Raw genomic sequence first — 14193 nt, 5'->3', positions numbered from 1 at the left:
CCCACGGGGCTGTCCGAACTGGCAGAGATCTGGAGCGGGTTGATGTTGATCACAGTCAACTCGCCAGTGAGCTCGTCAACTCCTGTGCTTATTGTTGAAACTGACGCCGCCCCAGGCGAGCCTTGCTGTCCCGGTCGGCGGCCCATCCTCATACCCGCGAACTCCAGAGAGGGCTTCTTCAGTGATGCGTATACGGTGGCGGTGGATGATTCCCGCCGCGGCGATGTGCAGCCTGCTGGCCGCAGGGATAGCCGCCGCTGACGGCCCCGACCGCGACACCGGATCTGCCGGCTCGGGAAAGAGTGCCGATGCGGCGATGCCCTCGACGGTGGAGACCTTCGGCTATCCGGACGCGGAAAAGATCCTCAAGGAGAAGAACCTCAAACTCAAACGCGGCGATGGACACATCGTCCTGGCCGAATGCGACAGCGATCCGAAGCTCATGAAGTTCATCGGCCGCGACAAGGACGACTTCTGCTTCCGCACCATCGGCGATACCGGTTATCTCAGTCTGGAGGTCCCCGCCGTCACCGGAGTGCAGACCACCGACCACAAGGCGCACATCGACATGACCGTCGACGACAAGACCAAGTCCTACGACGTCGGCAAGAACGATTGGCAGGGCATCGGCGAGACCACCGACCCCGAGGGCCGCGACCACACCCTTGTTGAAATCCGCACCAGCAAGTAACCGCTGTCGCGCGGAACCCCGACCGCGCCCCGGCATGTGCTCCTCTTGCGCGCCACTGCCTTCATCACGGTAAAGGAACATTCGTCATGCCCTCACCCTGTGCCCGTGCGGCCGGTGCCGCCGCCGCGTTGACCGCGATGACGGCCGCGAGCCTGGTCACCGCGGCTCCCGTCGACGCCCTGGTCGGCGACAAGGCCACCGACGCCGCGTACGCCGCGACCGCCCAGCTACAGGTCGGCAATGTCCGGCGTGCCTGCTCGGGGGTGCTGGTGGGGCCCGAGTGGGTGCTGACCGCCGCCAGCTGCTTCGCCGACGGAACAGACACGGTGAAGGCGGGCCCGCCGAAGCAGAAGACCACCGTCACGGTCGGCCGCACCGACCTCACCCAACCCGGCGCCAGCGTCCAGGAGGCGGTGGAGTTGGTGCCGCGCGCGGACCGGGACGTGGTGATGGTCAAGCTCGCCCAGCGGATCGTGGGCGTCACACCGCTGCCCATCGCCACCACTGCTCCCAAGCCGGGTGACCGGATCAGGGCGCTGGGGTTCGGGCGTACCGCCGATGCCTGGGTACCTGACCGTCTCCACCAGACCGACCTCACCATTCGCACCGTGGACGCCACGACGATGCAACTGGACGGCTCCGCACACGCCGCCCTGTGCCAGGGCGACGCCGGAGGTCCCGCCTTGCGCACCAAGCCGAGCGGCGGCTACGAAGTGGTGTCAGTCAATTCCCGTTCCTGGCAGGGCGGCTGCATCGGCACCGACGCCAAGGAGACCCGTACCGCAGCTGCCAATACGCGCCTCGATGACGTGGCCGGCTGGGTGGGACAGGTCCGTCTTGCCACCCTGGTCCCCGACGTCACCGCTGTGATGACCACCGGACGCTTCAACCCGAACGGTCAGGGCCGTACCGACGTCGCCGCCGTTACCAAGGACGGCAATCTGCACGCCTTCTACGCCCGTAGCGACGGCACATTCGAGTACGGGCGCCCGCTGTGGAAGCAGGACGGATCGTGGAAGAACGTCACGAAAATCATCGGTGGTGACTTCAACGGTGACGGGCGCGGGGACATCGCCGCGATCTGGCCCGGCGGCAGCCTCCAGCTCTATGCCGGCCAAGCCGGGGAGACGCTGGCCCCGGCCAAGCGCATGTGGCCGGACGGCACAAACTGGAGCCAGATGCTCCAGCTCACCCGGTTCAAGGCCGACAGCTCCGGCCGAGACGGCCTGCTCGCCGTTTGGGGTGGCGGCCCCAAGGGCGCCATATACGCCTACAGCACCGCTGCCGACGGTGTCCTGAACGGTCAGAAGCGCAACATGTGGCGCGACAACTCCTGGCAGTACATGCAGAGGATCACCGCGGGCGACTTCACCGGCAGCGACCGCGACGACGTCGTCGCCCTCGCCGGCGATGGCCGCCTCCTGCGCTACCACGGCAACAACAGCGGCGGGCTGGACAACGCCGCGGCCATGTGGCCCGACAAGGGCTGGGGCACCATGCCCGTCATCCTCTCCGGCGACTTCGACGGCGATGGCAACACCGACATGGGCGGCCTGTGGAACAACCAGCAGCGCTTCAACTTCTACCGGGGCAATGGTCAGGGCTCCATCACCACCGGCACCAACGCCTGGCCCACCATTCGCTGACCCCCGCCTGTCGAGCTCCGCTCCGGACGTGGCTTTGATGCCGACCTGGTCGACGCCGATGGCGTCCTGCCCTACATCGCGCCGGGCGTCACGTTCGAGGGCGATGACATCGGGACGTGGCGGTGGCGGCAGCAGGAGCCGGGCACGTGGGCGCAGTTGATGCCCGAGCAGCGCGAGCGCCTGGAGGCACTGGGCGTGCGGGGCGCGGCCCTCCCTGTGGTGGCCGCCGCCCCGGCGGAGCTCCGTCCGGCGCTGGCCGCCGCCCTTGAGGGGCCGTAGAAGCCGGGGAGCAAGGCGGAGGCCGCGTTCCAGCGGGGCCTGGCCGCCCTGAAGCAGTGAGTGGAGACGGAGGGGCAGCGGTCCGTCCCGCGCGGCGCGGTGGTGGACGTGGTAGTCGATGGCGAGACGGTGCCGGTGAAGCTGGGGGTGTGGCTCTCGAATACCAAGAGCCGGCGGGACAAGCTCACCGTGGAACAGCGCGACGCCCTACGAAAGCTGGGCGTTGTCTGGGCCTGACACCGCCGTCGTCGAGGCGCTCGTTGGAGTTGTCGTCCCGGCGGCTGGGGAACATCAGGATGTCGACCCGGCCGCTGCGCCCGTCCGGTTGGGTCACGGCTTCAAGTTCGTGTTCCAGGACGACGTCTTCACCGAGGTGGTCTTCCGGGTGAGCCTGGAGGACGTTGGTGAGTCCCAGCTCCCAGCTCGCTCCTGGTCATGTGCCAGTCCTCGCCGAACAGCCACAGGTTCTTGTTGAGCATGGGGTGAAGCTGGTCGACCTCGCGCAGGTTCTTGCGGAGGTGTTCGTCGGCGAGAATCTTGCGCAGCGCCTGGATGAAATTCAGGCGGTTGGTGACCGTGGTGGCCGCGCCGATGACGTGGGTCAGGTCGGTGCTGTCGAGCAGGTTCTTCAGGTGTCGGCGGTCGTCGTCGCTGAGGGCCAGGACCTTCTCGAGAGTGGCGTGGAGGTCACCGGGGCTGCTCTCCAGGGCGGTGCGGATGAGGTTGACGGAGAGGTTGCGTGCTGGTCCCCGGTTGGGCAGGGCGTGACGGGCGGCGGTGACGACGACGTCGAAGGTCTGGCGCTCTATGGCCAGTGCCCCGGTGGCTGGCTGGTCGTCGTAGGGGTGGATGCCCTCGGTCTTGAGCTGTCGCACGACTTCTGCCGAGATCTGGGCGCCGCGGACCGCCAGGTGCTGCTGGACGGCCTTGACTGCCGCGTCCAGGAGTCCGGAGTGGGACATGGTCAGGCCGTGCAGATCCTCGGCGGGAGGGGCCGTTGAACAGGTTGGTCCGCAGGTAGGGGGTGAAGCTGATGATGCCGTCGGACCAGTCACTGCCGTGCTCTCCGAGGGCGATGCCGTCGGCGTTGCAGAGGAGCATCTTGCGGTCGCCCATCCGCTTGTTCCACTCAACGAATGTGACGACCGGAGGCGGGTCCTCGTCGGCGTACTCCTGGGGCAGGTCCAATTCCAGGTCGACGGGTTCGCCCACGATGATGTCACTGGGGTCGAGCCGTCTGCCGTCGAAGGTGACGCGCACGTGTGGGTGGGCGCGGAGGTAGAACGCCAGCTTCGCCGTGAGATTGGCGGCGTCGTCGCGTTCCAGGCGGCTGAGCGGCTTGCCCTGGGGCACGGGAGATCCGGACGGTCGTGCCGGGCTTCTCCCGGGCGGGTCAGTCTCCTCAACCTGCCAGATGGTGGCGTGGTCGGCGTTACCTCGAATCCTGACGCCGACCAGGGTGTCGTCAACTACGGCCGCCGACTCCCAGGCAAGTTGGTCCACCAGGGCGAAGGCGAAGAGGCGGCCCTCGCCGTTGCGGCCGTGCAGGATCCGCTCTCCGCCCTCGGTATGTGTCCTGCTGGTCTTCCAGGTGGTGCCGTAGGCCTGGAAAGCGGTGCGGGCTCGCTCGGGTGTCATGCCGTGGCCGTTGTCGGTCACCACGACGTCGGTGATTGCCTTCATGCTGGATCGGCGCAGCTCGACGTCGAGCTCGGTGGCATTGGCGTCCAGAGCGTTCCACACCAGTTCAGCGACGGCCGTGATCTGCGGTTTCCTTTTGAACTGCAGGGTCTTCCGCTCGCCGGCTGACAGCTCGAACTCCGTCAGCGGCGGTCCGCTCTGCGTGGGCAGGCCGGTCTCGACCACCCCCACGCCAACTCCCCCGCGAGCAGCGTCTTGTGTGCTGTGCTCCCCAGACATGCGGTGACCGTACCGGTTGCACACAGTTCGGTACACATCGCCTTGCGTGATAGGGGGCTGCTGCCACGCGCAACGGTGCGACAGCTGGCCCGTTACCAGCGGCGCAGATTCTTGACGAGTTCGCCGTGCCACTCGGTGCGGCGCGGCAGGTACTCGTCGGGCGCAGGTCCGAGCGCGACGACCTGGTCGGTGATCCCGTAGGTGACCCGGTAGGCCAGGACTTGGGTGGCGAGGTCCAACCACGTCTGGGTCTTGTGCGCCGGCGGCACGGGACCGAGGACGGTCACGAACCACATGGGCGGCAGGGCGCGGTCGCGGACCGCGTCGGCCAGGCGGCCGCGCAGCAGCCAGTTCAGCTTCCGCTCCGCCTTGTCGCCCTGCTCGCTCAACGATGCCTTCGCCTGCCTCAGAGTGTCCTCCTGGGCCAGTGCGGCCCGAGCCCTCTGAGCGGGGCCGGCCAGCCTCTTGGACCGCTGATCGTGCTGCTCAGCAAGAGGGCGGGACATGCCGAAGTCCCAGACGGCCTGCTTGTACTCGCGGGACGTACGCGGCTGACTGGCCAGGACGCCCGCAGCCTCCACCACCTTGTCGCGGTGCTCGTCACGCTCTTCGACCGCTCCTTCGTACTCGCGGACCTTCAGGCGGTGAGCCTCGCGCTGGTGTCCGGGGAGCAGGCCAGCGCGTACGTTCCAGCCGTGGCTGGCAGCCCTGGCCAGCTTCTTCCGCTCAAGGTCGGTGGTGTCGAGGCCGGCGAGTGGGGCTGGGCCCGCGGCGAGCGGGTGCGCTTCGAGGGCCTGGACGCGGCCGGTCAGCCGCTTGAGGGCCTGCTCGGTGTCCTGGATGTCGGCGCGTACGTCGTCGTCCAGCTCGGTGAGGTCGTTACGGACGGTGCTGAGGTCGTCCTCGAGGCTGCGGATGTCGCCGCGGATGTCGCGCAGTTCGTAGTCGAGGTCTTCGACCTCCCCCAGCTTCGAGCGCAGCGAGTGCAACTCGTGCTCCATCCCGCCGGTCCGGCTCTCCAGCCGGCGGACCTGGTGGCCGTAGTCCTCGCTCACCGTCGCGACTCCTTCGGGCCCATGTCCGTGCTGTCCGCTGTGGACCCGCCTACCCGCATCCAGCCGATAGCGGCGGCGATGATGAACCACCGGCTGATCACGCTCAGGCTGATGAGGGCCATCAAGAGCGCGACCACGTGCAGTCCGACGGCTCCGAAACGGCGGTCACGGTGCTGTTCGACGTCGACCTTCCGGAAGCAGCCGGCCACCGTGCCCGCGGAGTGCGGGGCCAGCAGGACCAGCCACCAGACCGAGTGATCGAGGATGAAGACGAGCGCGATCAGCGCGGCGCCGACGGCCGTCTCGCCGCCCTTGCCGAGGATGCCCATCGCCGGGCCACTGGGGCCGTGCTCACCGACGCTCAGACCGTCGCGATCCTGCGTGCCATGGCTGACGAACCCGAACTCCGCCCTGACACAGAGCCTTGAGCAGGTGCGATGGGGGCAGGCGCCCTAGGCTCGTCCGGGCACCCCTGATGGGGCTCGGTGAATCTGGTTCTGACCGCGATTCCGTGAAAGTCATGGCCGGGTGAGGATGCGGGTCCGGAGGAGTCGGAATCCGGCTCGTCCGTACATGGCTCTCTTGATCGTTTTGACACGATTGACATGCCCCTCGACCTTGCCGGAGCTCCACTCGTGGGTGAGACCGGCGGTGATGGCGTCGAAGTCCTGGCGGAGGAACGCCGCGAACTTTGCGACCGGGGCGACGTCGGATTGTTCGGCCTGGCGGATCCAGGCGGGCAACAGTTGGCCTCGGCGGTTGCGGACGAGGTCGGTGAATGCCCGGGCGAGGTCGCAGGCCCGCGCGATGTTTGGGCATGCGAGGCGGGCCTGGTCGAGGTGCTCGACCTCTTGAGTGCTGAGGCAGTCGCGGTTGCGCATGATCCATGCGGTGATTCGGCGCGGACTCGGGATCTCCCCAGGTGCGGCCGGGGCCGTTCCGGCTTTCAGGGTCCGCAAGTAGAGGGTGAGGGTCGAGTATCCGCCGCCGTATCCCCGCTCGCGGATCTGCCGGAATAGCGTGCGGCCGTCGGTGATGCCTGCGGCGTACTGCTGCTGGAGATACGGCTTGAAGGCGTCCAACCGCTCGGAGCGACGGTCTCGGGCACTGTCGAGAAGGTGATCAAGGCTGGTATCCCGGTAGCGACGGACGGTCTTGCGGTCCAGGCCGAGGCGGCGGGCGATGTCGCTCACCGGGTGACCGGCCGCGACCATGCGCGTGACTTCGGCATGGTGGTGAAGGACGCGCTGCACGATGCGGGTGGGTGGCAAGGCGTCCACCAGCGGCATCTGGATCGGGCGTTCGCTTCCCCTTTCTGCGTGCTTCTTCAGGCACGGCCGATGCTGATGGCAGGTCTGCTCAACGGCATCGGAGAAGTTCTGAAGCAGGTGCCAGCGGTCCGCGACCTCAAGGGCAGCCGGGGCGACTTCCTTGATCGCCTTAGTGTAGGCACTGGCCCGGTCGCGACAGATGATCTCCGCCCCTGGATGAGCGGTCAGCCAGGCGGCGAAGGTCTCCGAAGTGCGGTCGGGCAGCACATCGACCACATGACCGGCCTCGACGTCGACCAGGATCGTGCCGTACCGGCGCCCGCGGCGAAACGCGAACTCATCGACCCCGAGCACTCGCGGGGCCGGGCCGGCGACCGGCGGTGCTTCGAGCAGTTCCAGCAGCCGGCTGCGACCCGCAGCCAAGTGCAGCTTGCGGCACAGCCGTTCGCCGGGCCGGCCACCGAGCTCGATGGCGACGGCCCGCAGCCACTGCTTCAGGCCGAGACTGGAGCGTCGATACCGCTCGCTCAGCCCGTCGACCTGCTCGACGAAGGTACGGCGCTGGCATGAAGACCGGTCGCAGAAGAACCGCCGCACCCGCAGACGGACAACCAACTGCTGCCCACCGAGAGGGCGTTCGCCGAGACTACGTTCATACGCAGAGTGCACCCGCCTCGCCGTCGCCCGGCAGCCGGGACACCGAGGTGGCGGACCGCAGGCGGCTGCCTCCATATAAAGCACCTCGGCGGAGATGCTCACCCGCTCCAACCGCACATCGATCCCGGGAAACAACACATCTTCGAGCGATCCAGCCCCCATGATCGAGTAATCCCCGGGAGGAACGTTCCTGCATGCATTCTCTGACCTGGGAATTCACGGAATCACGGTCAGAACCTTGAAAATCCCCACCCCCTGCTCGGGTACGGGACAGACCTGCTCACTTGATTGGCCAGCAGGAGGCCCGTCGCCAGCCGCGAGCAGTAGGCGGGCAGCGGTCAACACCGAGAATGATCACGGTGGCCGGATCGGCCCGCGCTGGCGGGTGGTCTTCAATGGAGCCGTGAAGCCTTCGCCTGGTGGGTTGTTTGCCTCGACGGTGCCGTACTACGCGAGGTTCCGGCCCGCGTACGACCCCCGTCTGTTCGCTCTGCTCGGCCGGCGTTTCGCTCTGGACGGCTCCCAGCGCGTGCTGGACCTGGGGGCGGGCAGCGGGGCTCTCACGCTGCCGCTGGCTCCCCTCCTGCGGGAGGTGATCGCCGTCGATCCGGAGCCTGCCATGCTCGCCGAAGGCCGCCGACTCGCCGCCCGGGTCGGGGTGACCGGCATCGACTGGCGACCCGGAAGCTCCGAGACGCTCCTCGCGATGGACGTCGGACCGGTGCTGCTGACGGTGATGGGAGCCTCGTTCCACTGGACGGACCGGGAACGGCTGCTACGCGACCTGGACACCCTGATCGAGCCCGGAGGCGCGGTGGTACTGGCGAACTGCGGTGCCCAGCACGACGACCTCGAACCGCCGCCCTGGCTGCACGTGGTCGAGGAGGTCCGCCGCCGCCACCTGACCCCGGAACGCCTGCGGGGATCCGGGCCGGCCGGATACCCCGACGTGCGTCACCAGGAGGTCCTGCTTCGCTCGCCGTTCTCCCGGATCGAGGAGGTCCACTGGGACCGGACGATCAGCCGCAACGTGGACGAGATCGTCGGTCTTCAGCTCTCCTACAGCTTCACCAGCCCGGCCGCACTCGGCCCCGACCGGGCGGCCTTCGAGCAGGACCTCCGCCAGGCCCTGAACACCTTCGCTCCCGACGGCGGACCGTTTGACGAGCGTGTCCGAACCGAGGCTGTCATTGCCGCCCGTGCTACAGCCTCAGAGCGTGATTCATCTCAGCGATAACGGCTGCCCCGGTACTGCTCGCCAGTAGCAGGCGAAGCAGTCACCCGCTGACCGTTCGAAGGGGCCGGACAAACCGTCCGAGTGGGGCCGACGAAGACCATCCACGCCGGACCATACGGGGACGGCACTCCGGCTTTCGATGCACGCTCAACCAAGTGGGGAATCGAGAGCGGGCCTGGCCGGTTTTCGCAGATCCTCATCACCGCCGGCGTTCACACGATCACGGGTCCTCTCCCCTGCCCGGCTTCGGCTACAGGGGGCGCAGACGGGCGGCGACCTCGCCGATCCCGCTGCCCAGGGAGGCACCCGGGCGGATCTCCAGAAGCACCTTCCGCGCCGCAGCGAGGTCACGATGCTCCCAAGCGGCGTAGAAGGCGTCCTCATCGGAATAGAGGACCGGCGGGGCATGCCACATGCTCAACCCGCCATCCAGCCACAGGTCGTAGAGCGGATCGGCAGTGACGTGCCGGGCGCGCCAGGCGGTGAAGGCGGCGGTGCCGGCGAGGTCGTTATACAGCGCGCTTGCACGCTGGGCGAGCGCGTCAAGTTCGACGGCGAGATAGCGCTCACCAGCCTGCCCGATCCGGCGGACTCCGCCGACACCGCCCCAGCACAGGTCGCTGCACTCCTGGTGCGCCTGCTCGAACTCCTCGCGCGCGGCCTCAAGCTCGCCCTCCGCGAGGCTTTTCGGGTCGGTACGTGCCTTTTCCTGCACGCTCTCCTGCTGGGCCCGGGCCACGCTCTGCCGGTCAGCGGCTTTCACGGCGCTGCGCAGCAGGGCGGCGCGCTCGGCGGACTGCCGTCTGAATTTGCCGCCTGTCGCCGCGCACCGAGTCCCCGCCCTTCCTCCCAACTCATGGGGCCATCAGCGGCATTGAGGCACAGCGGTTCATCCGGTCGCGAACGCGCCGGGCAGCCGGCCGGGTCCGAGGAGGCCGCTCAGGCGTCAACGTGCACGGTCACGTACATGTCCCCAGGGGCGCCGCCGTTCTTCCCCGGCTCGCCCAGTTCCCTGAGCCGCACCTCTTGGCCGTCCCTGATGCCGGCGGGGAGGCGGACCTTGTAGGTGCGTTGCTCGCTCACGATCTGCCCTCCCCCTTGCAGGTCGCGCACGCCCGTGCCGCCTTTTCGTCGGTCCTGATGGCGCAGGCCGGGCAGGCGGTGCGGGTGGTGAACCGCAGCGGGATGATCGCGCCGTCTGCGGCTTCTGCCGCGCTGACGTTGATGTCGTGCGCCATGTCCCGGCCGCGGCGGGGCGGGGTGGTCCCGAAGTTCCGGTCGTTGATCTCCTTGAGGACGTCCCGGACCTTGCGCGCTGAGGCCGGCCGCTGGGCGGGGTCCTTGGCCAGGAGCTGGCTAACGAGCGCTCCAGCTGAACGGGCGCGTCCGGGCGCAGGGTGCGCAGTGGTGCGGGCTGTTCCTTGATGTGCTGGTTGACCAGGTGCCAGGAGGTGCCGGTGAAGGGGCGGCGGCCGGTGACCATCTCGTAGAGCACGCAGCCGAGTGAGTACAGGTCGGAGCGGTGGTCGAAGGTGCCGGCGAGGGCTTCGGGTGCCGTGTAGGCGGGGGTGCCGATCAGGACGCCGGTGGTGGTGACGTCGTTGCGGCCGTCGCTGCTCTTGGTGATGCCGAAGTCCACCGCGGTGGCTGTGCCGTTGGACCTGATCAGGATGTTCTCCTTCCAGGCCTACTACACGCGCTTTACCGACATCGCACCCACATGAGTCCGCGACAGCCCATGACCGGACCTCCCGGCCGCCGACGTGTCGGCGGCGATGGTGGGCCGGGTGCTCCGCGCCTTCGCACCCACGAGGTCGGCTTCCATGGGCCGAGACGTCCGGTCGTACGCGTCCTCGCGGTGGACCAGGATCACGGTGTCCGCAGCGAAGGCGATTTCGTCGTGCAGGTCCTCCAGCCGGCATCCAGTGTGGTCGCCGCGAGACGGCCCACAGCGGGGCTGTGACGATGACGGGGGCGGCCAGCTCGCGGGCCAGGGGTTTGAGGGCCCGGGCCGCGTGGCCCAGGGAAAGGCCTGGCCCTACGGCTTCAAGGCCATCCAGCCGGTCAAGGGACGCGGTGTGGTGGGCCAGGGCGATGGTGTGCTTCGCGTCAGACCCGGGCGACGACAGTCAGGAGGTCGCTCAGGCAGCGGCCTGGGTGATAGTCACCGGTGGTGCCGCGACGAGCCAGCTCGGGCAGCGCGGGTGATGTGATGCTCTCTGCACCGTTGGTCGCATAGCCGAGAGCGGCCCACCCCCGGCCGGGGAGGAGCGGGCCGCTCTCAGAGGGCGCTACACCTTGCGGAGGCGGAACGTCAGGGACAGGGGCTCGTCCGTGAAGGGCGCGCCGTAGGAGTCGTCCGCAGCGCCCGGGGCGTAGTCCGTGGCCAGGACCTCGTCCGCGATCAGGGAGGCGTGGGCCGACAGGGCCGAGGAGACCTCAGGGTCGGAGGACTGCCAGGGCACCGCGATCCGGACCGCCACATCGAGCCCGCTGTTCTTGCGCGCCTCCTGGATCAGCCGGATCGCATCACGGGCCAGGCCCGCGAGCCGCAGCTCCGGAGTGATCTCCAGATCAAGGGCGACCCTCGCACCCGAGTCGGAGGCCACCGACCAGCCCTCGCGCGGGGTCTCGGTGATGATGACCTCGTCGGGGGTCAGCGAGACCTGCTCGCCGTTCACCTCCACCGCCGCCGCGCCGGTGTCCCGCAGCGAGGCCGAGAGCGCCGCCGCATCCGCCGCGGCCACGGCCTTCGCCACGTCCTGGACGCCCTTGCCGAACCGCTTGCCCAGTGCCCGGAAGTTGGCCTTCGCCGTGGTGTCGACCAGCGAGCCGCCCACCTCGGAGAGCGAGGCGAGCGACGACACTTCCAGCTCCTCCGTGATCTGCGCGTGCAGTTCGAGGGAGAGCGCCTCGAAGCCCGCCACCGCGACCAGCGCCCGGGACAGCGGCTGACGGGTCTTGATGCCCGACTCCGCACGCGTCGCCCGGCCCAGCTCCACCAAGCGGCGGACCAGCGCCATCTGCTGCGAGAGCGCGGGGTCGATCGCGGAAGCAGGCCTACCAGGTTGATACCGGCTTTGCCGTCGAGGTGCAGCGGCGCCCACCACATCGAGGCCCGCGGTGGTGTTCGCGGTGGGGCTCTTCGGCATCGTCTTCGCGGACTATCCCCGCACGTGCGGGGATAGTCCGTTGGACCGCGGGCCCGCTGGCACTACGTCAAGTCGACCCCGCGCGCGCGGGGTCGACGGCACCAGCGTGCAGGTGTGCGGCCTGTGGCCGGGACTATCCCCGCACGCGCGGGGTCGACAGAACCAGGTCCGCAACTGTCGGAGTACGGCCTCAGCTCCCCAGTTGCGTACGGATGAACGTCCCCAGTTGATGGCGCGCGTTCGGGGTCCGGGCTGCGCCGAGGTCACAAGATCGTCTCTGCCGTAGGCCGTCTGACCTGGCCCTGGCAGGATGCCTGAATGCAGATCCGAAGAATGGTGGGCTGCGCCGGCCTGCTGGTTGCGCTCGTGGGGTGCAGTGGTTCCAGCGACGGTGCTGCAGGCCCGAGTGAAGTAGAGCAGAGCGTGTGGAGGCGACAGCTTCGATGGACCCGAACTCGATCACTGTCCTGGTGACCTTCGTCGGCGGTCCGGCCGATGGTCTGACCGAACACCGGCCGCTGGCCGAAGCGACGGGCAAGGTGACCATCGACGGTGTGACCTATCGGGGCAATCCGGGGCCGCCGCCGGAGGTGAAGGACACCCCCGAGGGCCTGGCCCAGGTAATGAAGCCCGAGTGAGGCAGGAAGGGCCTCCCAGCCAAGGGCTGGTTCTCCCTAAGCGACGTCGTTCTCTCGCTCGATGGCCATGAGGCGGTTCTTCAGCCAGTAGCTGGGGCCGTTGATGGAGATGACGTCGCAATGGTGGAGGAGGCGGTCGAGGATGGCGGTGGCCAGGACCTCGTCGCCGAACACCTGTCCCCATTCGCTGAAGGTCTTGTTCGAGGTCAGGATGATGGAGCCCTTCTCATAGCGCTTGGAGATGACCTGGAAGACCAGGTTCGCCTCCGCGCGTTCGAGAGGCTGGTAGCCGACTTCGTCGACCACGAGGACGCTGGGCCGCAAGTAGGTGCCGAGCTTGCTGGACAGCCGTCCGGTCTCCTCGGCGGTCTTGCGGTTGCGGACCATGTCGTCGAGGCTGGTGAAGTAGATCGAGTAGCCTGCCCGGCAGGCCGCGACGGCCAGGGCGACGGCGATGTGTGTCTTGCCGACCCCCGTCGGCGTCGGCAAGACCCACATCGCCCAGGCCCTCGGGCACCTCGCCGTCTGCCAGGGCGCCCACGTCCGTTTCGCCAAGACCAGCCGCATCCTCGCCGACCTCGCCGGCGGCCACGCGGACCGCACCTGGGAGAAACGGATCCGCGAACTCATCCGGCCCGACGTCCTCATCCTCGACGACTTCGCGATGCGACAGCTGTCCGCGGCCCAGGCCGATGACCTCTACGAACTCGTCTCCGAGCGGCAGGGACGCTCGCTGATCATCACGAGCAACCGGGCGCCCAGCGACTGGTATCCCCTCTTCCCCAACCCCGTCGTCGCCGAGTCCCTCCTGGACCGGCTCATCAACACCAGCCACCAGGTGATCATGAACGGGCCCAGCTACCGCCCGAACAAGCGGCCCAAGAACCCCACCGACAGGCCCGTCAAGCCCCTCGCCTGACGACCCGGCCGGTCAGGATCCGGCGTCGGCGGGCCGGCCGGTCAGGATCCGGCGTCGGCGGGCCGCTGATGCCCGCAAGGCGCCGGATCGCCGTTCTTGTCGAAGACCTCGGCGTCGCTTCCTGAGTTCACCCACACCGTGATGCCCTGATCATGAACGACGACGTTGAACGGCGATTCCTCGGGCTCCGTCTCGGTCACGACGCTGAACTCCTCGCCCGGCCGCATCCAGTGATCAGTTCCCCACGGCTCCACCCAGAGGCAGAGCAGGCTGCCTGTCTCGTTACTCACGCTGGTCTTCGACACGCAGGCACTCTAACGAGCCGCGCCGTCGGCCCGAGAGCCTGGACCGGACCGGGCGCCTGGGGAATTACGTGAACTTCTGGCTGGGGAATTACGTGAGCGTTCACAGGAGTGGGTCGACCTCGGCTATCAGCCTCTGCTTACCCGGGTGGCCTGGCTGATGCGGGTCACACTGTGCGGCGGACTGTACTTCGCCTAAACTCTTCGCCTCGCGGCGCGACGGCAGCGTGTCCAGTGAGGCCTCAGGTAGCAGGAGCCGTCGCAGAGCCGCTTCCCCGCCAGGGCGGCACGGCTGATCACGGGCTGTTGGCGGGCCGCATGTGCACGTGCTTACTGATCTTTTCGTAAGTTTGGTGGGTGTGGTGGATGGATGGTGAGTCCTGTGTGGGTGAGGAATGACCAGGGGAGTTGTGGGTTGGTGTTGAT

General features: G+C 68.2%; 14 protein-coding genes and 5 pseudogenes. 7 read left to right on the top strand and 12 right to left on the bottom strand.

The window, feature by feature from the left end:
• Positions 1-205: 205 nt before the first annotated feature.
• The 3 genes and pseudogenes from ACGF3I_RS25305 to ACGF3I_RS25295 form a co-directional block, all read left to right on the top strand.
• Positions 206-691 (top strand): hypothetical protein, encoded by a 486-nt coding sequence (locus tag ACGF3I_RS25305; RefSeq protein ID WP_393135701.1) that lies wholly within the window; start codon positions 206-208, stop codon positions 689-691.
• Between the two features lie 86 nt (positions 692-777).
• Positions 778-2337 carry a trypsin-like serine protease gene (locus ACGF3I_RS25300; RefSeq protein ID WP_393135699.1) on the top strand — a complete coding sequence of 520 codons (1560 nt, stop codon included), beginning with the start codon at positions 778-780 and terminating at the stop codon, positions 2335-2337.
• Between the two features lie 39 nt (positions 2338-2376).
• Positions 2377-2853: pseudogene (locus tag ACGF3I_RS25295) on the top strand (helicase associated domain-containing protein); the annotation flags it as partial.
• A 128-nt stretch (positions 2854-2981) separates the two neighbouring features.
• On the opposite strand, the gene ACGF3I_RS25290 reads toward ACGF3I_RS25295, so the two are convergent.
• The 5 genes and pseudogenes from ACGF3I_RS25290 to ACGF3I_RS25270 form a co-directional block, all read right to left on the bottom strand.
• Positions 2982-3578: a hypothetical protein gene (locus ACGF3I_RS25290; RefSeq protein WP_393135851.1), complete on the bottom strand. Its 597-nt coding sequence runs from the start codon at positions 3576-3578 to the stop codon at positions 2982-2984.
• Positions 3579-4149: 571 nt separating this feature from the next.
• Positions 4150-4536 (bottom strand): annotated as a pseudogene (locus tag ACGF3I_RS25285) (ATP-binding protein); the annotation flags it as partial.
• 92 nt (positions 4537-4628) lie between these two features.
• Entirely contained in the window at positions 4629-5591 is a 963-nt protein-coding gene (locus ACGF3I_RS25280; RefSeq protein ID WP_393135697.1) for a hypothetical protein, read from the bottom strand.
• Positions 5588-5920: a hypothetical protein gene (locus ACGF3I_RS25275; protein ID WP_393135695.1), complete on the bottom strand. Its 333-nt coding sequence runs from the start codon at positions 5918-5920 to the stop codon at positions 5588-5590. The genes ACGF3I_RS25280 and ACGF3I_RS25275 overlap by 4 nt, the downstream gene beginning before the upstream one ends.
• A gap of 189 nt (positions 5921-6109) precedes the next feature.
• Entirely contained in the window at positions 6110-7594 is a 1485-nt protein-coding gene (locus ACGF3I_RS25270) for an ISL3 family transposase (RefSeq protein ID WP_393135843.1), read from the bottom strand.
• 349 nt (positions 7595-7943) lie between these two features.
• Here ACGF3I_RS25270 and ACGF3I_RS25265 point away from each other — a divergent pair, with 349 nt between their 5' ends.
• The gene (locus ACGF3I_RS25265) at positions 7944-8756 is read left to right on the top strand and encodes a class I SAM-dependent methyltransferase (RefSeq protein ID WP_393135693.1); all 813 of its coding nucleotides are present in this window, start codon (positions 7944-7946) and stop codon (positions 8754-8756) included.
• 250 nt (positions 8757-9006) lie between these two features.
• Here ACGF3I_RS25265 and ACGF3I_RS25260 read toward each other — a convergent pair whose 3' ends face one another.
• The 4 genes and pseudogenes from ACGF3I_RS25260 to ACGF3I_RS25245 all read right to left on the bottom strand — a co-directional run.
• A complete protein-coding gene (locus ACGF3I_RS25260) occupies positions 9007-9519 on the bottom strand; it encodes a hypothetical protein (protein ID WP_393135691.1) in 513 nt (170 codons plus the stop codon).
• Between the two features lie 176 nt (positions 9520-9695).
• Entirely contained in the window at positions 9696-9869 is a 174-nt protein-coding gene (locus tag ACGF3I_RS25255) for a DnaJ C-terminal domain-containing protein (RefSeq protein WP_393135689.1), read from the bottom strand.
• Complete coding sequence (locus ACGF3I_RS25250) at positions 9836-9994, bottom strand: hypothetical protein (protein ID WP_393135849.1); 159 nt, start codon at positions 9992-9994, stop codon at positions 9836-9838. Before ACGF3I_RS25250 ends, ACGF3I_RS25255 begins: the two co-directional genes overlap by 34 nt.
• Positions 9995-10134: 140 nt before the next feature.
• Positions 10135-10395 (bottom strand): annotated as a pseudogene (locus tag ACGF3I_RS25245) (protein kinase); the annotation flags it as partial.
• Between ACGF3I_RS25245 and ACGF3I_RS25240 the strand changes: the two are divergent.
• Entirely contained in the window at positions 10325-10480 is a 156-nt protein-coding gene (locus tag ACGF3I_RS25240; RefSeq protein WP_393135687.1) for a hypothetical protein, read from the top strand. The pseudogene ACGF3I_RS25245 and the gene ACGF3I_RS25240 sit on opposite strands and share 71 nt — an antisense overlap.
• 567 nt (positions 10481-11047) lie before the next feature.
• Here the strand turns inward: ACGF3I_RS25240 and ACGF3I_RS25235 are convergent.
• Positions 11048-11824 (bottom strand): annotated as a pseudogene (locus ACGF3I_RS25235) (DUF5915 domain-containing protein); the annotation flags it as partial.
• Between the two features lie 509 nt (positions 11825-12333).
• On the opposite strand from ACGF3I_RS25235, the gene ACGF3I_RS25230 reads away from it, so the two are divergent.
• On the top strand, positions 12334-12546 hold the full coding sequence (locus ACGF3I_RS25230) for a hypothetical protein (protein WP_355856619.1): 213 nt from the start codon (positions 12334-12336) through the stop codon (positions 12544-12546).
• Positions 12547-12582: 36 nt separating this feature from the next.
• Here the strand turns inward: ACGF3I_RS25230 and ACGF3I_RS25225 are convergent.
• Positions 12583-13026: pseudogene (locus ACGF3I_RS25225) on the bottom strand (ATP-binding protein); the annotation flags it as partial.
• Here ACGF3I_RS25225 and ACGF3I_RS25220 point away from each other — a divergent pair.
• Entirely contained in the window at positions 13001-13465 is a 465-nt protein-coding gene (locus tag ACGF3I_RS25220) for an ATP-binding protein (RefSeq protein ID WP_393135685.1), read from the top strand. The pseudogene ACGF3I_RS25225 and the gene ACGF3I_RS25220 overlap by 26 nt on opposite strands.
• Before the next feature lie 41 nt (positions 13466-13506).
• Here the strand turns inward: ACGF3I_RS25220 and ACGF3I_RS25215 are convergent, their stop codons facing one another.
• Positions 13507-13770 (bottom strand): hypothetical protein, encoded by a 264-nt coding sequence (locus ACGF3I_RS25215; RefSeq protein ID WP_393135683.1) that lies wholly within the window; start codon positions 13768-13770, stop codon positions 13507-13509.
• Between the last annotated feature and the right edge of the window lie 423 nt (positions 13771-14193).

Origin of the sequence: Streptomyces sp. NPDC048111 (assembly GCF_043202815.1) — a bacterium.
Lineage (GTDB): Bacteria > Actinomycetota > Actinomycetes > Streptomycetales > Streptomycetaceae > Streptomyces.
The sequence above is the reverse complement of the archived record's forward strand: the minus strand, read 5'-3'. Positions and strand labels throughout refer to the sequence as shown.